The organism is Bradyrhizobium iriomotense, assembly GCF_018129405.1.
Classification (GTDB): Bacteria; Pseudomonadota; Alphaproteobacteria; order Rhizobiales; family Xanthobacteraceae; genus Bradyrhizobium; species Bradyrhizobium iriomotense_B.
On record NZ_JAFCLP010000014.1, the window covers coordinates 64,013 to 88,104 of the forward strand.

20 protein-coding genes are annotated in these 24,092 nt (G+C 64.8%); 7 read left to right on the top strand and 13 right to left on the bottom strand.

Annotated features, from left to right (window positions below; genetic code table 11):
* Window positions 1-137 precede the first annotated feature (137 nt).
* Complete coding sequence (locus tag JQ592_RS25435; RefSeq protein ID WP_211405517.1) at window positions 138-1,076, top strand: LysM peptidoglycan-binding domain-containing protein; 939 nt, start codon at window positions 138-140, stop codon at window positions 1,074-1,076.
* 27 nt (window positions 1,077-1,103) lie between these two features.
* On the opposite strand, the gene JQ592_RS25440 is transcribed toward JQ592_RS25435, so the two are convergent.
* Complete coding sequence (locus JQ592_RS25440; protein WP_211405518.1) at window positions 1,104-5,189, bottom strand: VCBS domain-containing protein; 4,086 nt, start codon at window positions 5,187-5,189, stop codon at window positions 1,104-1,106.
* Window positions 5,190-5,623: 434 nt separating this feature from the next.
* On the opposite strand from JQ592_RS25440, the gene JQ592_RS25445 reads away from it, so the two are divergent.
* Window positions 5,624-6,268: a FecR family protein gene (locus JQ592_RS25445; RefSeq protein WP_211405519.1), complete on the top strand. Its 645-nt coding sequence runs from the start codon at window positions 5,624-5,626 to the stop codon at window positions 6,266-6,268.
* Between the two features lie 12 nt (window positions 6,269-6,280).
* A complete protein-coding gene (locus JQ592_RS25450; protein WP_211405520.1) occupies window positions 6,281-7,135 on the top strand; it encodes a tetratricopeptide repeat protein in 855 nt (284 codons plus the stop codon).
* 36 nt (window positions 7,136-7,171) lie between these two features.
* Here JQ592_RS25450 and JQ592_RS25455 read toward each other — a convergent pair whose 3' ends face one another.
* Together JQ592_RS25455 and JQ592_RS25460 are read right to left on the bottom strand one after the other, a co-directional pair.
* Window positions 7,172-8,245, bottom strand: a complete 1,074-nt coding sequence (locus JQ592_RS25455) for a tartrate dehydrogenase (RefSeq protein WP_211405521.1) — start codon at window positions 8,243-8,245, stop codon at window positions 7,172-7,174.
* Window positions 8,246-8,266: 21 nt separating this feature from the next.
* Complete coding sequence (locus JQ592_RS25460; protein WP_211405522.1) at window positions 8,267-9,565, bottom strand: MFS transporter; 1,299 nt, start codon at window positions 9,563-9,565, stop codon at window positions 8,267-8,269.
* Between the two features lie 125 nt (window positions 9,566-9,690).
* On the opposite strand from JQ592_RS25460, the gene JQ592_RS25465 reads away from it, so the two are divergent.
* Entirely contained in the window at window positions 9,691-10,608 is a 918-nt protein-coding gene (locus JQ592_RS25465) for a LysR family transcriptional regulator (protein WP_211405523.1), read from the top strand.
* A gap of 35 nt (window positions 10,609-10,643) precedes the next feature.
* On the top strand, window positions 10,644-11,468 hold the full coding sequence (locus JQ592_RS25470; protein ID WP_211405524.1) for an aspartate dehydrogenase: 825 nt from the start codon (window positions 10,644-10,646) through the stop codon (window positions 11,466-11,468).
* A 3-nt stretch (window positions 11,469-11,471) separates the two neighbouring features.
* Here the strand turns inward: JQ592_RS25470 and JQ592_RS25475 are convergent, their stop codons facing one another.
* The 8 genes from JQ592_RS25475 to JQ592_RS25510 all read right to left on the bottom strand — a co-directional run bounded on the left by JQ592_RS25475 (window position 11,472) and on the right by JQ592_RS25510 (window position 19,846).
* Window positions 11,472-12,776, bottom strand: coding sequence for a PQQ-dependent sugar dehydrogenase (locus tag JQ592_RS25475; protein ID WP_211405525.1), 1,305 nt, complete (start codon window positions 12,774-12,776; stop codon window positions 11,472-11,474).
* Window positions 12,777-13,113: 337 nt separating this feature from the next.
* Window positions 13,114-13,740, bottom strand: coding sequence for a methyltransferase family protein (locus JQ592_RS25480; protein WP_211405526.1), 627 nt, complete (start codon window positions 13,738-13,740; stop codon window positions 13,114-13,116).
* Window positions 13,741-13,767: 27 nt separating this feature from the next.
* Window positions 13,768-14,799 (bottom strand): NAD-dependent epimerase/dehydratase family protein, encoded by a 1,032-nt coding sequence (locus JQ592_RS25485; protein WP_211405527.1) that lies wholly within the window; start codon window positions 14,797-14,799, stop codon window positions 13,768-13,770.
* Window positions 14,800-14,828: 29 nt separating this feature from the next.
* Window positions 14,829-15,347, bottom strand: coding sequence for a DUF962 domain-containing protein (locus tag JQ592_RS25490; protein WP_211405528.1), 519 nt, complete (start codon window positions 15,345-15,347; stop codon window positions 14,829-14,831).
* Window positions 15,348-15,520: 173 nt separating this feature from the next.
* Window positions 15,521-16,192, bottom strand: coding sequence for an OmpA family protein (locus JQ592_RS25495; protein ID WP_211405529.1), 672 nt, complete (start codon window positions 16,190-16,192; stop codon window positions 15,521-15,523).
* Complete coding sequence (locus JQ592_RS25500; protein WP_211405530.1) at window positions 16,192-16,608, bottom strand: hypothetical protein; 417 nt, start codon at window positions 16,606-16,608, stop codon at window positions 16,192-16,194. The genes JQ592_RS25495 and JQ592_RS25500 overlap by 1 nt, the downstream gene beginning before the upstream one ends.
* Before the next feature lie 88 nt (window positions 16,609-16,696).
* A complete protein-coding gene (locus JQ592_RS25505; protein ID WP_211405531.1) occupies window positions 16,697-16,984 on the bottom strand; it encodes a type II toxin-antitoxin system HicB family antitoxin in 288 nt (95 codons plus the stop codon).
* A 276-nt stretch (window positions 16,985-17,260) separates the two neighbouring features.
* Window positions 17,261-19,846: an ATP-dependent helicase gene (locus JQ592_RS25510; protein WP_211405532.1), complete on the bottom strand. Its 2,586-nt coding sequence runs from the start codon at window positions 19,844-19,846 to the stop codon at window positions 17,261-17,263.
* Window positions 19,847-20,076: 230 nt separating this feature from the next.
* Between JQ592_RS25510 and JQ592_RS25515 the strand changes: the two genes are divergently transcribed.
* Window positions 20,077-20,250 carry a DUF1328 domain-containing protein gene (locus JQ592_RS25515; RefSeq protein ID WP_008556598.1) on the top strand — a complete coding sequence of 58 codons (174 nt, stop codon included), beginning with the start codon at window positions 20,077-20,079 and terminating at the stop codon, window positions 20,248-20,250.
* 223 nt (window positions 20,251-20,473) lie between these two features.
* Here the strand turns inward: JQ592_RS25515 and JQ592_RS25520 are convergent, their stop codons facing one another.
* Together JQ592_RS25520 and JQ592_RS25525 are read right to left on the bottom strand one after the other, a co-directional pair.
* The gene (locus JQ592_RS25520; RefSeq protein WP_211405533.1) at window positions 20,474-21,811 is read right to left on the bottom strand and encodes an IS1182 family transposase; all 1,338 of its coding nucleotides are present in this window, start codon (window positions 21,809-21,811) and stop codon (window positions 20,474-20,476) included.
* Window positions 21,812-22,050: 239 nt separating this feature from the next.
* Window positions 22,051-22,557, bottom strand: a complete 507-nt coding sequence (locus JQ592_RS25525; protein ID WP_211405534.1) for a thioesterase family protein — start codon at window positions 22,555-22,557, stop codon at window positions 22,051-22,053.
* Between the two features lie 86 nt (window positions 22,558-22,643).
* On the opposite strand from JQ592_RS25525, the gene JQ592_RS25530 reads away from it, so the two are divergent.
* Complete coding sequence (locus JQ592_RS25530) at window positions 22,644-24,068, top strand: FAD-binding oxidoreductase (protein WP_211405535.1); 1,425 nt, start codon at window positions 22,644-22,646, stop codon at window positions 24,066-24,068.
* Window positions 24,069-24,092 lie beyond the last annotated feature (24 nt).

Below are 24,092 nucleotides of genomic sequence, written 5' to 3' on the forward strand. Positions count from 1 at the left end.
CCCGTCCGGTCACGGAGCCTTGATGCGCGCGGCGGTGCGTCGCGCCCCGGTTCCCGCGCCCCAAAATCCGCCAAATCGGTCGTCACTAAGCCGGTTTGGGAGAGGCCCTTGCCTCCCGTGGTGGGACTGCTGAACTGATGATTGATTTGAGGCGGCTAGTCGTGCTGGCAGCGGTTGCGCTGCTCGCCTTGAGCAACGGCATAGCCGTGGCCTCACCCGCCAAGTCGAAGCGCCCGGCCGTGACGGCCACAGCGCCGCCTCCCGCTCCGCCCGCCGAGCCGCTGCCGCCGCCGAAAATCTACCTGTTCCGCGGTGCCATGGGGCCGATCTTCTCGACCGGCATGGACCGGCTCAGCGAGAAATTGACGCAGGCCGGCTTTTCGGCCGACGTTTATGAATTCACGATCTGCCGGCTGATCGGCAACCGAGCCATCGCCAGCTACAAGGAGAGCCCGGCGCCGATCGTGCTGATCGGCCACTCCATGGGTGGGTTGTGCTCGGTCGTCATCTCCGAGATGGCGGCCAAGGAGAACATCCCGATCAGCCTCGTGATTGCCATCGATCCCGCGCACGCGACCGGAGACGTGCCGCTCAATGTCGAGCGCTTCATCAACATCTTCCTGTCCGACAGCGTGCTCGGCGGCGGCGACGTCGTGGCGGTGCCCGGCTTCCGCGGCCATTACGCAAGCTACGATCTGAAAGAGAACAGCCGCGTCTCGCATATCAATATCGAGAAGTCCGACGACATCCATCGCCAGATCGTCGAGATGGTGACGCAGCTGCCGCGCATTCCGCCGCAGGCCCAGGCCGATGCCGTGCCGCTGCGCTATCTCGTGCCCGCGGATACGCTGGTCGAACTGTGGGATAGCGGCGTGCGGGTGCCGGTGCGCCGCGGCGACACCCTGGAGAGCATCGCTGCAGCCAATCGCGTGCCGCTGTGGACGCTCGCGCAGAGCAACTCGCTTGCAGAGAACGCGCAGCTCACCCCGGGCCAGACCATCATCGTCCCGCGCCATCTGACGCCGCCGGAGCCTCCCGCCGCGTTGGCGACGCCGCCGCCCGCCGGGCGGAAGTAAAGCAAGAGCGGTTTCAGCAGATCGAGCTCACACCAGGAGATCGTGCGGCAAATGAGGCCCGCCTGAGCCGCCCACGCCGTGAGCGCCATCGTCCAGCTGCGGGACCTCGCCCGCTTCCGCGGCGCCACCATGTCCGTAGGCATGTGCCACGCCTTCATGATGATCGGGCGGCGCCGGGAGATCGTCCACAAATGCGATGCCCGACTTCTCGATTGCCGGAGTCAGGAACTTGAAGGAATCGCCTGGTCCGGACGGATGGGCCTGCGCGTTTCCGTGTGGAGTGCCGTCTGCCGCAGAATGAGGTTGGTCATTGGGCCTGTCGGACGCCTCCTTCGAATCATGATTGTGCTCGCTTCCGTGAGATGGAGTCGAATGAGCGTTGCCGCCGTTCCCAAGGCCTTTCTGGGTGGCGCTATCAAGAAGCGCACTGGCGGTATCGGCAAGGCTGGCATGGCCATGAGCCTCGGCAGCCTTGCCGTGATCTAGATGCTGGTCGATGGCAAGGAGCGCATCCGGCGTGCTGAAAGCTGTGGCTTGATTTTGCTCCGTGATGCCGGTTGCGCCGATTCCGCTTGGATGGATGCTGTCGTCGGTCCGGGGTGGTTCGAAGACAAATTTGAAGGGCTCCATCGATAGCGAATGGATTGTCGGTTCCGAGAGGCCGGCGAGTGTTGCAGTCTCGTCCGGGGCGGAAGCGGTGATCTCGTTGCTCCACCCGCTGTGATCCCGATCGATATCGAAAGGATAGCTCACATCGATTGCGGTCGAGCTTCCGTCCAGGGAAACAGAGCCGCTGCTGTCCGTCACCTCGGTGGAGGCGTCGGAGGTACTCAATGTCACGACCGCCGCATCGCCTAGCGTGGCCGCGGTCGGATCGAGGGTGTCGCTCGCCGCCAGGACCGGCGCTGCGGCTTGATCCACGATGAAGTCCGACGAATCGATGGTCGCGACGCCCTGGAGATGAACTTCCAGCAGGCTGGAATCGCCGATCTGGAGGGTTTGATCGGTCGGATTGACATACACGATGGTTTCGTTGGCCGAGCTGTCGTAGATCCAGGCGATGGTGTGGGGCGGCACGGACGAGCTTGTCGAGCTCAATGCCAGGATCACGAAGCCGAGCGCGCCGAGCGCCGTCAAATCGATCTTGTCGCTTCCCGATCTGAAATCGGTGATCGTATCGAACCGGCCGGCTCTGGAATCGACCGCCGACAGATAGACGAAGACGTCATCGCCGTTGCTGCCCGTGAGCTGGTCCGCGCCGAAGCCGCCGATGATGGTGTCGTTCTCGTTGCTGCCGTCGATAGTGTCCTGCCCGGAGCCGCCGTAAATGAGGTCGGCCCCGTTGTTGCCCTTGATCGTATCGTCACCGGATCCGCCGAAGATGGTGTCGTTCACGCCGGTCCCGTTCAGAGTGTCGTCGCCGGCGCCGCCATAGACGATCTGGGAAACGCTGCCGCCACCGGCGACGCTGTCGTGTCCAGGCGTGCCATAGACGAACGGGGGATCGGTTACAACGGTTGATCCCGTCGCCAGATTGTCGAAGTCGTTGGGGTCCGCGTCGCTGGCGCCATGGATGGCGACCGTCACCTCTTGCGTGGTGCCGTCGATCGCCGTGACCGTGAAATGATCGGTGAGCGTGTCGCCGACATCCAGCGCGTCCACCACGGCGTTGTTGTTGTCGAGCGTATAGGTCCATAGCCCCGACGCGGTCATCGTGAAGGTGCCGTAGCCGCCGTCGCTGACCCTGGGCGAGGTCACCGCCGTGAAGGTGTTGGCCGGATTGTCGAGGTCGGTATCGGTGAGCGTGCCGGTCGCGACGGGCGTACCGGAGGCGATGCCGCCGGCTTCGAGCACCGACCCCGCCGTCGTTCCGGAAATGAAGGCGGCGTCATTGCTGCCGTTGATCGTGATCGTCACCAGCTGCGGCGTGCCGTCGACCGTGGTCACGGTGAACTGATCGTTCAGCGTATCGCCGACATTGAGCGCCTGCACGGTGCCGTTGTTATTGTCGAGGGTGTAGGTCCACGTGCCCAGCGCCGTCATCGTGAAGGTGCCGAAGCCGCCCGCGCTCGTTCTTGGCGTCGTTACCGGGGTGAAGGTGTTGGCCGCATTGTCAGGATCGAGGTCGGTCAACGTTCCGGTCGCGGTCGGCATGCCGGGCGTACCATTGGCCACACCTCCGGCCTCGATCACCGCGCCGGTCGCCGTTCCGGAAATGACCGCCCCATCGTTGCTGCCGTTGATGGTGATCGTCACTGTCTGTGCGGTGCCGTCGGCCGAGGTCACCGTGAAACTGTCCGTCAGCGTGCCGCCATTATTGAGCGCCTGCACTGCGATGTTGTTGTTGTCGACCGTATAGGTCCACACGCCCGCCGCGGTGATGGTGAAGCTGCCATAGCTTTGCGCGCTTGCCGTCGGCGCGGTGACCGCCACGAATGTGTTGGCGGGATTGTCGACATCCGCGGCGAGAAGTGTGCCCGTCGCGACCGGCGTGCCGGACGAAGTGCCGCCCGCCTCGACGACTGAACCGGTCGTGGTCCCGGAGATGATTGCGGCGTCATTCGCGCCGTTGATCGTGATCGTCACCAGCTGCGGCGTGCCGTCGATCGTGGTCACGGTGAACTGATCGATCAATGTATCGCCGGCATTCAGCGCCTTTACCGTACCGTTACTATCGTCGAGCGTGTAGGTCCACACGCCGCCGGCGGTCATCGTGAAGGTGCCGTAGCCGCCCGCGCTCCTCGTCGGCGAGCTGACTGTCGTGAAGGTGTTGGGCGGATTGTCGACATCAACGTCTGTAAGCGTGCCGGTTGCGCTCGGCGCGCCCGGCACCGAATTGGCGACGCCGCCCGCCTCCACCACTGTGCCGGCGGCGTTGCCGGAGATGATGGCAGTGTCGTTGACGCCGAGGATGTTGACGACGAATGTTCGGCTCGTCGAGAACCCGCTGTCCGAGACCGTGACGACGAAACTCATGGTCGTCGGCGACGACAGGGCATTGATCGCATCCGCATTCGGAACAAAAGTGTAGGCACCGGATGCGCTATTGAGATAGAGGGTGCCATACGCACCGGTCTGCGAGAGATCGTAGGTCACTCCGTCCAGGACCGTGGTGCCGGCCGTCCCGCCGCTGAGGCCAAAGGTGAGGGCGGAATTGATCGGGCTGCTGGCGGTGAAAGTACCGGTTGTCGCGCTGAACGTGTCGTTGAATGCGATCGTGTCGATTTCGGTGGGCCCGCCCGGCACGTTCAATGACGGCGGCGGGCGTACGATCAAGGGAATGTCGGCCGGCGACAGTGGCGGAAGCAGGTTTAGCGGCGCCGGCGCGTTATCCGAGTTGAAGTTGATGTGTTGCAGCGAGGGGGCGATGACGCCAGGTGGCGTACTGGATCCTGTCGGGCCTCGCGTGAGATTGGCGAGCACGTCCTGTTGAGCTGCGTGCAGCTCCTCCATGCGAGCAGCGCTGTTGGCAACCTGGTTTACGATGACCGAGGAGCCGATTCTGTTCAGGATGACGGTTTCGCCTGGATCATCGACGATGATGTGCCGCGGCACCCGCTCCTTGGTGATGAGCTCGAAGGCGCCGTGCTGAAGGTCCTTGTAAGTGAGCGTATCGTTATCAAGAAACGCGGCGTCCGGGTCCGCGCCTTGCGCTTCTTTCACCAACGAAAAAGTCAGTGCCGCCATCGTCAGGATACCGAAGCCGGTCGCATGGGAGCGGCCGCGAACGCTGCCAAGGGGTGTGTCGACCGTCAGGGTGCCGCTGTTTGCCAGTCGGCCGGCCGCGAACGCAAAGCTTCCGCCGGTGACCGCAACGACCGTCGAACGCGAAGTGGCGTCGGATTCGGAGGCGAACTCGCGCAGTTCGACGCGAGCTCCGCTGGCGACGTTGAATATGGTGTCGTCGAGAAGCCGAATCCCGATCTGCGCATCCGCAGCCGTTTCGATCACGTCATGGCGGCAAACAAGGTCGCCAATGCTGACCTGTGTTGGCGCGCCGCCGGCGCGCGTCAGGGTGACGCATCCCGACGCGCTCTGAACGATACCGATGATCTCGAGGGGTAATGCCTTAGTGACCCCATCCTGGGGTCCAACGCCAAAAGCAACTGACATGGCCGTGGCCTCGCGCGCCGAATAATTCGGGCTCGGCGCGGTGCCGTGGTCTTCTTGTCGGTTTTGCTACACCACGGGCGCAATTTTTGGCGTTAGCAACCCCAGGCCTGCACGCCGATGACGTCTGATAAAAAATTGCATCTCTATAGGTATGGCCAAGATGATGGCAGGTTCAGCGGAGATGCCTCTCCGCGACAGCAATTTGCGCTCTCAAGAAGTTGACGGTTGAGCTAGGCGGAACCTAGCCCACTTTCGCTGGCCAGGCAAACGGCTTGGGCCTAAGATCACGCACGGAAGAATTGCTTTTTCTGGAGGACCGGTCCGTTAGGATCGATCCAGGTTGTAGATACTGACAATGCACGAATTGCGAGCTTGGTCGCGGCTTATATAGCTCCCATCAAGCGCCACGCAGATCTTCTCGGAAAGGGTGGGTCATGTGCAGGCATACGATTGCAGTTTTTGTCACTGGTTTCATTTGGGCCTCGGCGAGCATTCTTGCTGCGCCAGCGCAGGCTCAAGTCAATCCCATGACACGCGGCCCCGAGGACGTTGTGCCGAAACCCATCGGCAAGGTCGTCGCCGTTGCAGGTTCGGTCTCGATCGAGCATGCAGGCGCGGTCGTCGTCCAGGCGAAGCTCGGCGATCCGGCCGCGCAAACCAAGGTCGGCGATGCCGTCTATCTGCGCGACGTCGTGCGAACCGGGGCAGACAGCCGGGTCAGCATCAATTTCAGCGATGGCTCGTCGTTCAATCTGTCGAGCAACGCGCGTATGACCCTGGATGAGTACGTGTACGAGCCGGACGGCAAGTCCAACGCGACGTTCTTCAATCTGGCCAAGGGAACGGCGACCTTCGTCGCCGGCCAGATCGCGAAGAGCGGCGACATGAAAGTCGACACGCCCGTTGCAACGATGGGAATCCGGGGCACCACGCCGCATATCGAAATTGCGGATGACGGTGCGGTCAAGTTTTCGACCCTCATCGAAGAGGGCAAGAGCAAATTAGTGAAGAAGCGCGTGACGACTGCAATGCCCGAGCAGGGGAGCGGTCCCAGGCCGAACATCTGCAGAGGATGCTGACGCGACACGGACATGACGATCAGGGCCGCCATCATCGATAGCGTCGCGCCCATTCTCGTGCTGCTGTCGCTCGGTTCGCCGGCGGTCGCGCAGCAGCCGCAGAAGAAAAGTCACCTCCAGAGCATTGAGCAGTGCAACGGCACGGACCGCATTCCGGCCCAAGCCCGGATCGCCGGCTGCACGGCGCTCATCGACTCGGGCGATGCCAAGCCGGAGTCGCTGGCTGTGGCTTACAACAATCGCGGCAACGCCTATGCCGCAGCGGCGGAGTACGACCGCGCGATCAGCGATTTCAATCGGGCGATCGAACTCGCCACAGGCTATGTCAAGCCGGTGAACAATCGCGGCGTCGCCTATTTGAGGAAGGGAGCCTATGAGGACGCGGTCAAGTCCTTCGACGAGGCAATCAGGCTCAACCCTGCCTATGGCAGCGCCTTCGCCAACCGCGCCGAAGCCCACCTGAAGCTGAACCAGTATGATCGGGCCGCGCGGGATTTCGACGAGGCCATCCGGCTCGATCCGAATCTGACGTGGGCTCGCAGCGGACGCTGCTGGGCCCGAGCGATCATCGGCGAGCTGCAGGCCGGCCTCGATGACTGCGACAGGGCGATACAGTCGGGATCGAACGATGCCGCGACTTACGATTCACGCGCACTGATCCATCTGAAGATGGGACAGCTCACTGCTGCCATCGACGACTACAGCTCCGCGCTGCGCCTGGCGCCAAACCTGGCAAGCGCGCTCTACGGACGCGGACTTGCCAGGCTCAGGCAGGGCGACAACGCCGGCGGCGATCGCGACGTCTCGGCAGCAAAGCTCATCAACCTCAAGGTCGCCGACGAATTCGCCCGCTACGGCGTGCAGTGACGTCAGAATTAGCCAGCCGAAATTCGCGTTAGCCCACTAGACGTTCGAGCCGTGGATCGCGTCGATCACGGCATCCGTCACGTCCTTTGTCGTCGCCTTGCCGCCGACGTCAGGCGTCAACACGCCCGCCGCGCAGACGCGCTCGACCGCCGCCATCAGCCGGCTGGCCGCATCCTTCTCCCCGAGATGCTCGAGCATCTGCGCGCCGGTCCAGAACGTCGCGACCGGATTGGCGATGCCCTTGCCGGTGATGTCGAAGGCCGAGCCGTGGATCGGCTCGAACATCGAGGGGAAGCGGCGCTGCGGGTCGATGTTGCCGGTCGGCGCGACGCCGAGGCTGCCCGCCAGTGCACCGGCGAGATCCGAGAGGATGTCGGCGTGGAGGTTGGTTGCAACGATGGTGTCGAGGCTCTTCGGATGCAGCGTCATCCGCACGGTCATCGCATCGACCAGCATCTTGTCCCAGGTCACATCGGGGAATTCGCCGGCGACCTCTGCGGCAATCTCGTCCCACATCACCATGCCATGGCGCTGCGCGTTCGACTTGGTCACGACGGTCAGGAATTTGCGCGGACGCGACTGCGCGAGCTGGAACGCATAGCGCATGATGCGGGTGACGCCGACGCGGGTGAACACCGCGACCTCCGTGCCGACCTCTTCCGGCAGGCCCTTGTGGGCACGGCCGCCCATGCCGGCATATTCGCCTTCCGAATTCTCGCGCACGATCACCCAGTCGAGATCGCCGACGCCAACATTGCGCAGCGGCGAGGCGACGCCCGGCAGAATCTTGGTCGGCCGCACATTGGCGTATTGGTCAAAGCCCTGGCAGATCGGCAGGCGCAGGCCCCACAGCGTGATGTGGTCGGGCACATCGGGGGCGCCGACCGCGCCGAAATAGATCGCATCGAACTTCTTCAATTCGCTGAGACCGTCGGCCGGCATCATCACGCCGTGCTTCTTGTAATAGTCCGAACCCCAATCGAACGTCTTGACGTTAAAGGCGAGGTCGCCGCTACGTTTTGCGAGCGCCTCCAGCACACGGACACCGGCCGAGATCACCTCGGGGCCGATGCCGTCGGCGGGAATGGCAGCGATCGAATGGGTGCGCATGGGAAGGCTCCGTTTGAGAGATCAGTGGGATTGCGGGACGGGTTCGACGGGCGCGGTTTTCGCTCGCGACAATAGCAGGGTCAGGGCCGCCGAGAGAACGAGCAGGCCGCTGACGAAATAGAGGCCGCCGACAAAGCTGCCGGTCTGGTCCTTGATCCAGCCGATCATGGCGGGACCTGCGAAACCGCCGAGGTTGCCGATCGAGTTGATGGTGGCGATCCCCGCTGCGGCCGCAGGGCCGGACAGGAACAGCGTCGGCATGCTCCACAGCGGCGGCTTTGCGGAGGAGATGCCGATGTTCACGAGCGTCAGCGCGACCAGCACCGCGACCACGCCCGTCGCGAGCCCGGCATAGGCAAGGCCCGCGGCGGCGATCAGGCAGGCCCACACGACGTGCCAGGTGCGCTCGCCGGTGCGGTCCGAATGCCGCGCCCACAGAATCATGGCGACGACGGCGGCGGTTGCCGGCAATGCATTGAGGAAGCCGACCTGGAGCGAGGACAGGCCGAACTGCTTGATGATCTGCGGTGCCCAGACGCCGAGCGTGTAGAGGCCGGCCGAGGTGCCGAAATAGATCAGCGACAGCGCCAGCACGCGCGGATCGGCGAGCCCGCGCCAGATGCTGTGGCTCGCGGTCGCGGCCTTGCTGGTGGTTTCCACATTCATGGTCTCGACCAGCCAGCGCCGCTCGTCATCAGCGAGCCATTTTGCCTTCTCCGGGCGGTCGGTCAGGAAGCCCAGCACGACGAAGCCGAGCAGCACGGCCGGCAGCGCCTCCAGCACGAACAGCCATTGCCAACCTTTAAAGCCGAGCAGTCCGTCCATCTCCAGCAGCGCGCCCGAGATCGGCGAGCCCAGCACGGTCGAGAGCGGCGCCGCCGCCATGAACAGTGCGGTCACCGCCGCGCGCTGCCGCGCCGGGAACCAGTAGGAGAGGTAGAGGATGATGCCGGGAAAGAAGCCGGCCTCGGCGACACCGAGCAGGAAACGCAGGACGTAGAAGCTGGTCGGCCCTTGCACGAAGGCCATCGCGACGGAGACGAGGCCCCAGGTGATCATCACCCGCGCGATCCAGATCCGCGCGCCGATCTTGTGCAGGATGATGTTTGAGGGCACCTCGAACAGGAAATAACCCCAGAAGAAGATGCCGGCGCCGAAGCCATAGACCGCGGGCGACAGGCCGATGTCCTTGTTCATCGTCAGCGAGGCGAAGCCGATATTGACGCGGTCGATGAAGGCCACGAAGTACAGCAGCATGATGAAGGGAACGATGCGCAAGGTGATCTTGCGCAGCACGCGCGTCTGAATCTCGCTCGCCACCCTGGCCTCCCGGTTTTTCGTTGTGCGGCAGCGACCCTAGGCGGGGAAAGGAGATGAACTCAATTGGCGCTGGTTTATACAAAAAAATGATATAATCCTCGCCGGGCGAGACGAGAGGACACTGGATGGAATTGCATCAGCTTCGATGCTTCGTGGCGGCGGCCGAGCAGCTGCATTTCGGCCATGCGGCGCAGCAGCTCCAGATGCTGCCCTCCGCGCTCGGGCGCCAGATCAGGCTGCTGGAGGAGGATCTCGGCACGCGCCTGTTCGCGCGAACCACGCGCGCGGTGTCGCTCACGGAAGACGGTGCGACGTTGCTGCGTGATGCCCGCGCCATCCTCGCCAAGGTCGAGGCGGTCGAGAACAACTTACGCAATCGCTCGCGCGCGGGGACCGCGCGGCGGCTGCGGGTCGGCGCCATCGACAGCGCGGCGGCGGGATTGCTGCCGCTGCTCTTGCGCGACTTCCGCGACAAGCATCCCGACATCGCAGTGCAGCTGCTCGAGGACAAGACCGTCCGGCTGCTGCCGAAGATTTTGACCGGCGCGCTCGATCTCGCCTTCGTCCGCCCGCCCGACAACGCGGACAAGCGGCTGGAATTCCGCGATCTGCTCCAGGAGACCGCCATCGTCGCGTTCCCGCAGCGGCACACGCTCGCTGCACGCAAATCGGTCACGCTGGCGCAGATCGCCGACGAGGCGATGCTGGTGCCGGACCGCCGCTCGCGGCCGCACAGCCACGACCTGACCATCAAACTGTTCGAGCAGGCTGGGCTGACGCCGCGCATCGTGCAGGTCGCCGACGAGAAGCAGACCATCATCAATCTGGTGGCAACGAAGCTCGGGGTCGCCATCGTGCCGCGCTGGACTACGCGGATGGCGGTCTCAGGCGTCCGCTTCGTGCCGCTGCAGCCGAGGCAGAGCGGGCCCGTCGGCCGGCTGCCGCTCGCCGCCGCTTGGTTGCGCGGCTCGCGCGATCCGGCCCGCGATGCCATGCTGGCCGTTCTGGAGGCCCGCCTGCGCAGCTATGCGCGGGAGGCGTGAGAGGCTATGACATCGGCCTGGACAGAGGGATGGTGATGACGGATCAGACGGCTTCGAGCGAATTGCGGGTGGCCATTGCAGGGTTGGGCTCGATCGGTACCAAGATCGCGACCGCGCTCGATCAGGGTGTCGAGGGCCTGTCGCTCTCGGCCGTGGCGGTGCGCGACCCCGCCAAGCATCAGGCCTTCATCAACGGCCTGCGCCGGCCGCCACAAATCATGCCGATCGATCAGCTCGGCGACGTCGCCGACATCGTGGTCGAATGCGCGCCGGGCAGCCAGCTGCGTGCGATCGTCGAGCCTGCGGTGAAGCGCGGCAAGGCCGCAGTCGTGGTCAGCGTCGGTGGCCTGCTCGACAATTTCGATCTCGTCGATCTCGCCCGCGCCAATGGCGGCCGCATCATCGTGCCGACCGGCGCGCTGATCGGCCTCGATGCCGTCAACGCCGCCGCGATCGGTACCATCCATTCCGTCAAGATGGTCACGCGCAAGCCGATCGACGGGCTGAAGGGCGCGCCGTTCATCGTCCAGAACAACATCGACATCGACAAGCTGCGCGAGCCGCTGAAGCTGTTCGAGGGCAGCGCGCGCGAAGCGGCGAAGGGCTTTCCGGCCAACGTCAACGTCGCCGTTGCGCTGTCGCTGGCCGGCATCGGACCCGATCGCACCCAGATTCAGGTTTGGGCCGACCCCACCGTCACGCGCAATGTTCATCGCATCGAGGTCGAGGCGGATTCGGCGCGGTTCTCGATGGGCATCGAGAACATTCCGTCCGAAAATCCCAAGACCGGGATCATCACGGCGCTGTCGGTGATCGCGCTGCTGCGCAAGCAGCGCGCCACGCTGTGTGTCGGGACGTAGCTCTTACGCCCCCGTGACGCGCCAGATCACATTGCCGACGTCGTCGGCCATCAGCAGCGACTTCTTGTCGGGGCCGATCACGACGCCGACCGGGCGGCCGTAGGATTCCTTCTCGTCCGGGGACAGGAAGCCCGACAGGATGTCGCGACCGGGGCCGGAGGGCCGGCCGTTTTCGAACGGGATGAACACCAGCTTGTAGCCGGACAGCTTGCTGCGATTCCACGAGCCGTGCTGGCCGATCACCATGCCGTCGGGGAAGCCGGGCAGGGTGCCGGCGGGCATCCAGCACAGGCCGAGCGAGGCGGTGTGGCCGCCGAGCGCGTAGTCCGGTTGGAGCGCCTTGGCGACCATCGCCGGGTCCTGCGGCACGCGATCGTCTACCGTCTTGCCCCAGTAGCAATAGGGCCAGCCGTAGAAGCCGCCATCGCGCACCGAGGTGAGATAGTCGGGCGGCGTCTCGTCGCCGAGCCCGTCGCGCTCGTTGACGACGGTCCAGAGCACGCCCGTGTTCGGTTCCCAGGCGAGGCCGACGGGATTGCGCAGACCGGCACCGAAGATGCGATGCGTGCCGGCGGCGAGATCGAGCTCGTAGACCGCAGCGCGGCCTTGCTCGACCTCCATGCCCATCTCGGCGATGTTGCTGAGCGAACCGACGCCGGCATAGAGCTTCTTTCCGTCGGGGCTGGCAAGCAGGCTGCGCGTCCAGTGTCCGGCCGGCTTGAAGGTGGTCAGCCGCTTGCCCGGCGCAGTGATGCGGTCGGCATTGGCGACGTAAGGGAAGGCCATCACGCCGTCGGTGTTGCCGACGTAAAAAGTGTCGCCGACCAGCGCCATGCCGAACGGCTGGTTGAGATTCTCCATGAAGGCGCCGCGAACTTCGGCGACGCCGTCACCATCCTTGTCGCGCAAGAGCGTGATGCGGTTGGCGGAGACGCCGAGCGCCGCGGCGCGCCGCATCGTCGCCTGCATCGCGTAGTGAAACACGCTGCGTGGGGCGCCTGCGATCTGCGTCGCCTCCGCGATCAGCACGTCGCCATTGGGCAGCACCTCGATCCAGCGCGGATGGTCGAGGCCGGTCGCGAACGCATTGACCTTGAGCCCGGGCGCGACCGTCGGCTTCTGGCCCTCGCTCCAGCCGCGCGCGCTCGGCATTTTCAGCGTCGGGATCGCGCCTTGCGGTTTCGCTTCGGGAATGGCGGGCGTTTGGCCCCAGGCCGGCGCGGGGTCGGTGCCCGAGAGCTTGCGCCATTGCAGCGCGATGCCGCCGAGGAGAGCGACGAACTGCGCGAAGATACTGGAAAAGGTCATGAGAAGCCCCTGTCGAACCCTGAGGCACATTTCAACGCCGGATCGCCCAAACCCCGCGCGGGCTCAGGCCTGATCGTCGACCTCTCCAGATCCACGATGAATGTCGTCGTGCCTCGTTGCGCGCGCATCCAACTGGTTGGCGGTAAAAAGGTCAACGTCGCGGAACTCGACGGCCGCCTATTCCCGCGGAATGGCAGATGACCAAATTTGCATGGAGAGCAGAGGACCTGTGCCGCGCAATGAGTTCCCGTAGCCCGGATGAGCGAAGCGATATCCGGGTCAACTGGTCCCGCATGTCGCTTCGCTCATGCGGGCTACAGGTCTTGCGCTTGGGAGCTCACCGCGGCGACAGGAACGGAATGATCATCGGCACACGGCGGCAGTATGCGCCGTAGGCGTCCTCGCCGAGCTCCTTCGACAGGAACACCTCTTCCATCCGGCCCTTCTGCCACATGCCGAGCGAGATCAGGATCGCGCCGAGGATCGCCGTCACGGTGCCGACCGCGATGCCGGTCGCGAGCATGCCGGCGATCAGGCCGGTGTAGATCGGATGGCGCACGATGCCGTAGGGGCCGGTATCGATGACGCGGTGATCTTCCTTGTGGGTGATGGTATTGGACCAGAATTTTCCGAGATGCAGCCGTCCCCACCAGGTGAAGGAGATGCCGGCGAGCACGATCAGCGCCGTGATGTAGACAGCCGTGTTGCTGAAGACCCAGAGCGGCTTCTCGTTCAGCACTTCCGCGGTCCACGGCGTGAACAGGATGCCGCCGACCAGGATCGGGATGCGATAGCGGCCGGATTCCAGCGTCAGCACCTGCTTCTGGGTGCGGCCCTGCCAGAACGAAGCGCCGACCCAGCTGGCGAGCCAGGCGAGCCAGATCAGGGCGAGCAGTTGCGTCGGCCAGGTCGTGGTCCAGCCACCCCAGGCGACAGAGAGAAGCTTGCTGAAATCGAAGGACATGAAGGTTCTTTGCGTTAGGCGGCGGCTTCAGCCCGCGCGCGAGGACAGCGCGTGATGCTCGATGGCGCCGGAGGGCTGCTGGCCGTTGCGGGCGAGCAGATGGGTGATGGTTTCGCGCAGGACCGGCTCGATCGGGCGCGGCGAATAGCCGAGCTCGGTGCGTGCCTTGCCGATCGAAAGATCGCTCGCGGCCAGCGCGATGCGCACGCCCTCGGCGGTGCCGTTGGGCGGCCGGCGCGTGAAGTTGTCGGCCAGATATTCGAGCATGATGCCGGAGAGCTCGGCGACCTTGCCGGGCACGACGACCGGGAACTGGCGGCGGCCGCTCATCGCCGACATCATCCGCAGGATCCGCCCGAGCGGGACGCAGTCGCCGCCGAGGATGTAGCGCTGGCCGATGCGGCCGCGCTCCATGGTCAGCACGAGGCCCGTCGCGACGTCGCGGACGTCGACGAGATTGACCAGGAAGTTGAGATGCGGCTGCACCTTCTTCTGCAGGAAGTACCAGAGCATCGCGGTCGGCGGCGTCAGATTATGGTCGGCGGCGCCGATCGGCATGGTTGGCGTGCCGATCACCAGCGGAAAGCCCTCGGCCGCGGCCTTGGCGGCATGATGTTCGGCGAGCGACTTCGAGCGCGTATAGGCGCCCGGCATCGCGTCGGCCGGCTGCAGCGCCTCTTCGGCGGGAACGCCGTTGAGTTCGGTATAGGGGAACAGGATCGATTCCGTCGAGCAGTGCAGGAAGCGCGACACGCCGCGCTTCATCGCGGCCGCCAGCACGACCTCGGTGCCGCGGCAATTCACGTCGTGAAAGTCCTGCTTGTTGGCGACCCACATGCCGGGCAGGCCGGCGAGGTGATAGACCTGATCGACGCCGGCCAGCGCGGTATCGACCGCGGCGCCGTCGAGCACCGAGCCATGAACATAGTCGACGTCAGTGTTCGTCGCGGCCGGCGGCCGGACATCGAGAACGCGTACCCGCTGCCCACGGGCGCGGAGCGCTTCTACGAGATGATGTCCGATGAAACCGCTGCCACCGGTAACCAGTACGAGAGCCATGAAGAAGGTTTGCTGTTTCGCTTCTGGAGCTATCGGGTTGAAAGGGAATTGGTCGGAAGAGGCGCCAGAATCGCGGCAAGGTCGCGACGGAAGCCCAGTGCAATGAATAATTTTGCCATGACAAACATCGGTCCCAGCAAAAGATGCGAGGGAAACGTGAACAGCGAGGCCTCGCGCCCCTCAAAAACCTTGTGGCCGATGGTCTGCGCGGCCAAGCCGAGCGCGACCAGGGCGGCAAAAATCGCCCACATCGTCACGGTACTGACTTGCGCCGCGATGGTCGACGCGATCGAGAACAGCACGATGGAGACGGCCAGAATGCCGGCCCCGAGCGCCGCATCGAGCAGCAGCCAGTAGATCAGGACCGGCAAGGCCAGGATCACCGCCAGGCTGAGCTCGAACCCGAACAGCGGGACCTTCACCAGCGTCAGCGGCATCACCGCGCCCGTGAACAGCAGGAGGATACCCACCACATGCATCGCCGTGTTCCGGGGATCGCGATGGTACTCGACATAAACGGCAAGTTGGCGTTGAAAAAAGCCACCCATCTTGGTCTCATGCAGCACGGGGTCGGGGAAGGACGAAAAAAGCCTATAGCACCGGATAGAGCGGTGCACAAACCGGCACTATTGTCGCGCAAGACCATACCGTCGCGCTGTGGGACAGATCACAAAACGGTCAGGACTTCAAAGGGTTCCGTCGGACGCTTGGGAGCGTCTGCTTACCGCTTCTTGGCGGGCTTTTTCGCCGCAGGCGCAGGTGTCGCAGCCGGATGCGCGGGCGCGTCCTCCGGCAACTTGGCATAGGTCAGGATCTGCAATTGGCCGTTGACGGCCGAGGTCGGCTTGGCCCGGTCGAGCAACTGCTCCTCACCGAGACCGATCGGATGCAGCCGCTTGGTCGAGATCTTGAACGTGTTCACCAGCACGTCGCGGATTGCGTCGGCGCGGCGCTGGCTCAGGATCGCGTTGGCCTCGCGCGTCTTCGAATTGGATTCGACATGGCCCACGATCAGGAAGGTGTAGGGCAGCAGCGAGGAATGAACCAGCGCGTCCGCGATGCGGCCGACGGTCTGGTAGGACGCCGGCTGGATGATCGGCGTGTCGGCATCGAACTGGATCTGCGCGTTGAAGGCGGGCAGGCTCGCGAGGTCAGGCGCGATCAGCGGGCGGTTCACCGGACCGGGATCGTTCTTGATCCTGGCCTTGGCGCGCTCCATCACCTGCTGCTTCAGCGCGGGAAGGTCGACCTCGGCGGCCTGTTCGAAATGGTTGAGCTTGCCGACGATGTCATCGCGGGTCGGCGCCGCCGTCTGTGCGGCAGCAGTGCCTGCAAGCAAGGCGAGACCGAGCGCGACGCATAGTCCGGCGGTAGAGAGCCTCTTCGCGCGCATCAGCGATACCCCGCGTCGTCGACGGCCTTCAGGCAGTTGTTGCTGATGCCCTTGGGCGTCGAGACCAGGCAGGGGATCGACTTGCTGGTCTCCTTGGTCGAGCCGCCGCAGACCTTGACGATCTCGCGTTGGCAGGCGTTCGCCACCGTGACGCGCGCGGCGACGCGCTTCTGGATGGCGTCGAAGACGCCGAGATAGTCGCTCGCGCACTGCGGCGAGAGCACGTCGCGGTTGCGCGACAGGCACTCCTTCAGGCGGGTCGAATCCGGATTGACGCCGCGGCAATTGGCGACGATTTCCGCGCCGCAACTCGCTGCCAGCTTTCCGATCGAATCGCCAAAGCTCATGGTCTCCGCCGCCGCAAGCGACGGCATAACCAATGCCAGCACGATCAATGTGATGGAGCCCCGGACCATGGGTTTATCTGATACGGGGAAGTTCGCGGTGGTCAAGGGGCGTTCGGGGGAGAACTGTCGAGAGTCCGGCGAGTGCGGCGAACAGTCCTCACTCGGCGGCGTCGGTACGGGCCGGAAATTCGATCTCGGCGACCAGGTGGTTCCTGAGGTCCTCGGCAACCTCCGGATCAGCCTTGAGCTCGTCCAACGTCCTCGGCGGGGGAAGCTGGCGGCCGTCCGCGCTCAGCTCCTGCGCATAGAAGGCGAGCGCCTCGGGCGCATTCTCCAGGGCCTCGTCGACGTCGTCGCCGCCGGAGATGCAGCCCGGCAGGTCGGGAAACCACAGGCTGACGGCGTCCGGGTCGGCGTCCTCGATGATGGCAACGTAGTGAGGCATGGTTGATCCGTTCGCTGGGACGATCTAAGATTGTGCGTCAATTATTTAGCATCATTGCACAAGGTGGGGGGAGTCGGTGGCGAAGAAGGCGAAGCGCGCACTGAAGGGACTCCGATATCAACGAGCGCACAGAGACGGAGCTCTCAAGACTATTAAGCGAAAGATCGAGGAGACCTTTGACCTCCCGACTGGAAGCGTTCTCCTGATAAAGCCAAACGGCAAAGTTATGAGAGCCGACGCCACGGTTGGCCGATTGCGGAAGTCTTGGGCCTGAGGTCACGCCCGTTGCACAAAACTGTCCACGACCTTTTTCTCGCCGGCCTTGTCGAAGGCGATGGTGAGCTTGTTGCCGTCGATCTTGGTGACGCGGCCGTAGCCGAATTTCTGATGAAAGACGCGGTCGGAGAGCGAAAATTCCGAGGTCGTGCCGGTCGATTTGGCGACCAGCTCGCCCTCGATGGTCAGGGGACCGCGGCGGCGCGAGGAGAAGCTGCCGAAATCGGGGCCTGATGACGAGGAGGACGAGAACGTCGCGGCCTCTTCCTCGAAGCCGCCGCTTCGACCGCCGCTATTGCGGCCGCCGCCGCGGTTGCGGTTGGCCTGCGCGCGCTGCCAGCCCGGCGTCGTGTAGCTGGAGCCGAACGCCTCCATGTCGTCGAAGCGCGAGGCGCCGTAGCCGCCGGTGCCGCCCCAGGCCGAGCCGCCCTTGGATTCCGTGATCTCGACATTGGCCGCGGGCAATTCGTCGAGGAAGCGCGAGGGGATCGTGGTCGACCAGGTGCCATGGATGCGCCGGTTGGTCGCGAAATAGATCATGGCGCGGCGGCGGGCGCGGGTCAGGCCGACATGGCCGAGCCGGCGCTCTTCCTCCAGGCCGGCGCGGCCCTGTTCGTCGAGCGTGCGCTGGCTCGGGAACAGGCCTTCCTCCCAGCCCGGCAGGAACACGTTGTCGAATTCGAGGCCCTTGGCCGAATGCAGCGTCATCAGCGACACCGCGTCGTCCTCGGCGCCGCCGTCGCGGTCCATCACCAGCGAGATGTGCTCGAGGAATCCTTGCAGGTTCTCGAACTCCTCCATCGAGCGCACGAGCTCTTTCAGATTCTCCAGTCGGCCCGCGGCGTCCGCCGAGCGATCCTTCTGCCACATCTCGGTGTAGCCGCTCTCGTCGAGCACGATCTGGGCCAAATCAGTGTGCGCCGTGACCTCGCGCTGGGCGCGCCAGCGGTCGAACTGTGCGACGAGGTCGCGCAAGCTCCCGCGCGCCTTCGGCTTCAGCTCGTCGGTCTCGACCACGGCGCGCGCCGCCTCGAACAGGGGAATGCGGCGCTTGCGGGCGTGGTCGTGCAGCATCTGCACGGTGGCATCGCCGAGACCGCGCTTGGGCGTATTGACGATGCGCTCGAAGGCGAGATCGTCCGCCGGCGAATTGATGACGCGCAGATAAGCCAGCGCATCGCGGATTTCGGCGCGCTCGTAGAAGCGCGGGCCGCCGATCACGCGATAGGGCAGGCCGAGCGTGACGAAACGGTCTTCGAACTCGCGCATCTGGTAGGACGCGCGCACCAGGATCGCGATCTCGTTGAGCTTCTCGCCCTGGCGCTGCAGCTGCTCGATCTCCTCGCCGATGCCGCGCGCTTCCTCTTCGGAATCCCACGAGCCCGTCACTGTGACCTTCTCGCCTTCGACGTCCTCGGTGCGCAACGTCTTGCCGAGCCGGCCTTCATTATGTGCGATCAGGTGCGAGGCGGCGGCGAGGATGTGGCCGGTGGAGCGGTAGTTGCGCTCGAGGCGGATCACCTTGGCGCCGGGAAAATCGTGCTCGAAGCGCAGGATGTTGTCGACCTCGGCGCCGCGCCAGCCATAGATCGACTGGTCGTCGTCGCCGACGCAGCAGATGTTTTTGGTCTTCCCCTTCTCCCCGCTTGCGGGGAGAAGGTCGGGATGAGGGGGAGTCTCCACGAGCTCGGTCTGCGGAGAGTCCCCCTCACCCGCATCGCTCTGCGATGCGACCTCTCCCCGCAAGCGGGGAGAGGCGAAGGTAGACGACGGCGCCTGCGACAGCAGCCGCAGCCACAGATATTGCGCGACGTTCGTATCCTGGTACTCGTCGACCAGGATGAACTTGAAGCGCTGCTGGTATTGCCTGAGGATATCCGGGTGCTCGCGGAAGATGCGGATGTTCTCCAGCAGGAGATCGCCGAAATCGGCGGCGTTCAAAATCTTCAGCCGCTCCTGATAGCTCGTATAGAGCTTGCCGCCCTTGCCGTTGGCGAACATCGCGGCTTCGCCCGAGGGCACCTGCGACGGCATCAGGCCGCGATTCTTCCAACCGTCGATCAGCCCGGCCAGCATGCGCGCCGGCCAGCGCTTGTCGTCGATGTTCTCGGCCTGCAGCAGCTGCTTGAGCAGCCGGACCTGGTCGTCGACGTCGAGCACGGTGAAGTTCGATTTGAGCTGCGCCAGCTCGGCATGGAAACGCAGGATGCGGCCGCCGATGGAGTGGAAGGTGCCGAGCCACGGCATGCCTTCGACGGCGTGGCCGAGCATCTGGCCGAGCCGGTGCTTCATCTCGCGCGCGGCCTTGTTGGTGAAGGTCACCGACAGGATCTCGGCGGGGCGGGCGCGGCCCTGGCTCAGGATATGGGCGATGCGTGTCGTCAGCACGCGCGTCTTGCCGGTGCCGGCGCCGGCCAGCACCAGGACCGGACCGTCCAGCGTCTCCACGGCGTCACGCTGCTCCGGATTGAGCCCGGAGAGGTATTTCGGACCCACCGAGGCGCGTGCACGCGCGGCGATGCCGCCGGCTGCGGGCTGGTGGTCGGGTACGCTGGTGATCTTGCTCGGCTCGGTCATGCGAATCATTTGGCCCCACGATGGCACCGCGGGGTGACGGGAGGGAGCCTTCTTAACAGGGATTGCTGCCTATATGGGGCGGCGATGCGGGTTTTCCACGTACGCGGCAGGCCGATTTGTTCCTGCGGCAGGCGCGAATTTCGCCGTTATACGTGCCGGAACCATCGTTCCCGCGTCGAGATTGTCTGGCAGGTGGCGCGGCCAGCCGTGCCGAGAGACATCAAGACGAGGGTTTGACCATGCTAGGCTGGGTTGTGACGTTTCTGGTTATCGCACTGATCGCCGGCATCCTGGGCTTCGGCGGCATCGCCGGCGCCTCGATCGAGATCGCCAAGATCATCTTCTTCATCGCGGTCGTCCTGTTCCTGGTCTCGGCCGTGGTCGGCCTCGCCCGCGGCCGCAACAGGATATAGGTGTTTCCCTGCGGCCCATCCTTCGAGACGCCCGCCTCCGGCGGGCCCTCAGAGCGTGAGAATGATTCGCTTTTGCCGGGCGAGTTTCACCATGATGGGCGGGAAGGCGGCGAGCGTGAGCGATGCGGTTGAGGAGCCCCGGGGGAGCGCGATCTGGCCCGCCCCGGCGATGTCGGGCCAGTGCTGCGGGGCGTTGTGATCGCCTGGTGACCTGGACTGCTCTTCATGCGGCGACCTGCGCCTTGGCGTGCAAGGCGAAGAAGCGCATCATATTGTGAGCGAGGGCGAACCACAGTAGATGGATACGCGCCTTGATCTTGCCGCGCAGCGATAGCTGGCGCAGGCCCATGCGACGGGCGTGGGCATTGATGCATTCGTGCTCGGCGCGCAATCGGTAGAATGCCTTGCCGTCCTCGCTCTGCATGCGTTTACGCCAATCCGCGACGCCGACGCCGTCATCCCTCTTCGGCGCATAGGGGTCGGTGCCGTGCTTGGTTTGCCCAGCCGGGCACCACAGCTTGATGTTCTTGGCATGGGCCCACTCGATGTCATCGCTCTTGGTGAAGCCGCCATCGACCAAATAGTCGGCGGGCTCGTAGCCTTCAGCCTGCACCGTCTCGATCCCCGGTCGTGCCAGGCCGCGATCCGAGCCGCTGGTATCGCTGTCGATCGCAACGATCAGCTGAGGTTCCGGCGCCGATATGATCTGCATGTTATATGCCGGGCGCCATCCTCCATCGGCCATCTTCATCACCCGCGCATCGGCATCGGTGGTCGAAGCGCGCGGCTCCTTCTGCTTGGCCACCTGTTTCTTGTTGGTCTTCTCGCGCCGCTCCCGCTCGGCCTCCAATTCCTTCATGCGCTCCTGCGCCGCCGCGATCCGCGCCTCGCGCTCGCGGGCGCCACGCTCCTTGGCTGCGCGCTGACGACGATCGCCGGCCGCCGGATCCGTCTCGACTTCGGCGCGCAGGCGCGCCACTCGCGCCTGCGCCGCGGTGAGGAGATCATCAAGCCGCGGACGCCGACGGAAGGAACTCGCTCCGGCACTTGCACGCACCCGCAAGCCATCCTGCGCCAACGTGTCGAGCGACACCAAGCCGGCCTCCATCATCGACGCCACGCCCTGCGCCAGCAGCCGCTCCAAAACTGCCATATGTGCAATCCGGAAGGTCGACAGGCTGTGATAGTTCATCGACACCCCGCCGCATAACCAGCGATAGACCAGATGATCGCGGCACAGCCGGTCCAGTTGGCGGGCGCTGCCCACCCCATCGACCGTGGCCCACAGCCACAGCGCCAACATCAGTTCCGGCGCTGCCGGCGGATGTCCGGGCCGCCCCTCGCGCGCCTTGATGACGTCGTGCAACGCCGATAGATCCAGCCCCTCGACGAATGCCCAGACTGAGCGCACCGGATGATCATCGGCAATCAGGTCGTCCAATGCCGCCACCTGCATGCCGATCTGACTGCGTTCCGGCACCCGCAGCCGCAGCGCACCGCGGCCTTCGGCCTGAGGTCTCTCCTGCTCGGGCAACCCCTCGAACAATTGCTCGTCAGCCATCGTCAGCCCTGCTTCGCGCGCAACCCCACCGAATCACAGCATCGCCGCCGTGGCAAATACTGATTCCTACCAAAAGAATCTCACGCTCTCAGGATGAGGGCGGAGTGTGCGACAGCAGTTTCGACGGGCAGAGATGCTGCTTAGCCTCATCCTGAGGAGACCGCTGGAAGCGGTCGTCTCGAAGGACGAGGCTAAGCGCTCAGGCCGCTGCTAAGATTCTCTGCGCGATCGCGCTGAACTTACCGCTTCGAGGGCATCGCCACGTTGCGGCCGATGCCCTCGGGCCGCGGCAAGACACTGTGAGCCCTGGCGATACCTGCAATGCGCTGCTGGATGTCGGGCGGAAACGGCGCAACGCGCCGCGCCTCCATGTCCATGTGCAGCGACATGTTCTCCGAGGTCGCGGACAGCCAGCCCTCGGTGCCGTGCCTCATCTCCTCGAAGGTGTGCAGCCGCTTGTCGTCGGCTTCCAGCAGCCACACCAGGATCTGCACGGGATCGCCGAGATGGATCTCGCGCAAGTACCGCACATGGCATTCGGCGGTGAAGCTCGAGCCCCCTCGCTCCTTCATGTAGGCCGGCCCCATCCCGAGCTCGAGCCAGAACTCGTCGATCGCCCGGTCGAACATCACGTTGTAATAGGCCATGTTGAGATGGCCGTTGTAGTCGATCCATTGCGGCTCGACCTGCATGATCGAGGAGCGGAACGGCTCCGCATTAGGCGCTGTGGCGGCGGTCTCCGGCATGTGTCCTTCCCAAGCTATGCGTCCGGTCCCTTGACTTGACCGGTTATATGTCCTTTGCCACGGTTGTTCTGTCGGAGGAAATTTCCGTGGGTACGACCATCACCAATAATCCGCCGCGGCCGGAGCCGAAAGCCCTCGCGAGCGCGCTGGAACAGCTTGCCGCACGCTTCGGCAACCGCCTCATCACCTCGCAGGCCGTCCGCGAGCAGCACGGCCATACCACCACGTGGATCGTCAACCAGCCGCCGGACGGCGTGGTGATGGCGCAGGAGACCGCCGACATCCAGGACGTGGTGCGGATCTGTGCCAAGAACCGCGTGCCCGTCATCGCCTTCGGCACCGGCACCTCGCTGGAGGGCCAGGTCAACGCACCCGCGGGCGGCATCTCGATCGACCTGCGCGACATGAACAAAGTGCTCGCGGTACACGCCGAGGACCTCGACTGCGTGATCCAGCCCGGCGTCACCCGCAAGGCGCTGAACGAGCATCTGCGCGACCAGGGCCTGTTCTTCCCGATCGATCCCGGCGCGGACGCCTCGCTCGGCGGCATGGCCTCGACCCGCGCCTCCGGCACCAATGCGGTGCGCTACGGCACCATGCGCGACAGCGTGCTGGCGCTGAAGGTGGTGCGCGGCGACGGCGAGATCATCACCACAGGCACGCGCGCCAAGAAATCGTCCGCGGGCTACGACCTCACGCATCTGTTCGTCGGCGCCGAAGGCACGCTCGGCATCATCTCGGAGCTGACCATCCGCCTGCGCGGCATCCCCGAGACGATTGCGGCCGGCGCGGTGTCGTTCGAGACCGTGCACGGCGCGTGTCAGGCCGTGATCCTGGCGATCCAGACCGGCATTCCCGTCGCCCGCATCGAGCTGCTCAATGCCGCGCAGGTGAAGGCCTGCAACGCCTACTCGAAGCTGACACTGCCGGAGACGCCGCTGCTCTTGATGGAATTCCACGGCAGCGAGATCGAGGTCGCCGAGCAGTCCAAGGCCTTCGGCGAGATCGCAAAGGACTGCGGCGGCGGCGAATTCTCCTGGACCACCAAGCCCGAGGATCGCACGAAACTGTGGCAGGCGCGGCACGACGCCTATTGGTCGGTGAAGGCGCTGCGCCCCGGCGACAGCATCGGCGTGGTCGCAACCGATGTCTGCGTGCCGATCTCGCGGCTTGCCGACTGCGTCAGCGAGACCGAGGAAGATCTCAAGCGGCTCAACCTGCTGTCGCCGATCGTCGGCCATGTCGGCGACGGCAATTTCCACTGCTCGCTGGTCTGCGACACCAACGACGCCGACGAGATGGCGCGCGGCGAGGAGTTCATGCACCGCCTGGTCGAGCGCGCACAGGCGATGGACGGCACCTGCACCGGCGAGCACGGCATCGGCCAGGGCAAGCAGAAATACCTCAAGGCCGAACTCGGTCCCGAGGCGCTGGATGCGATGCGGGCCCTGAAGAAGGCGCTCGATCCGCTCAACATCTTCAATCCCGGCAAGATCGTGCCGGAGGTGTAGCGCGGACCGGGAACTTTCGGCAGT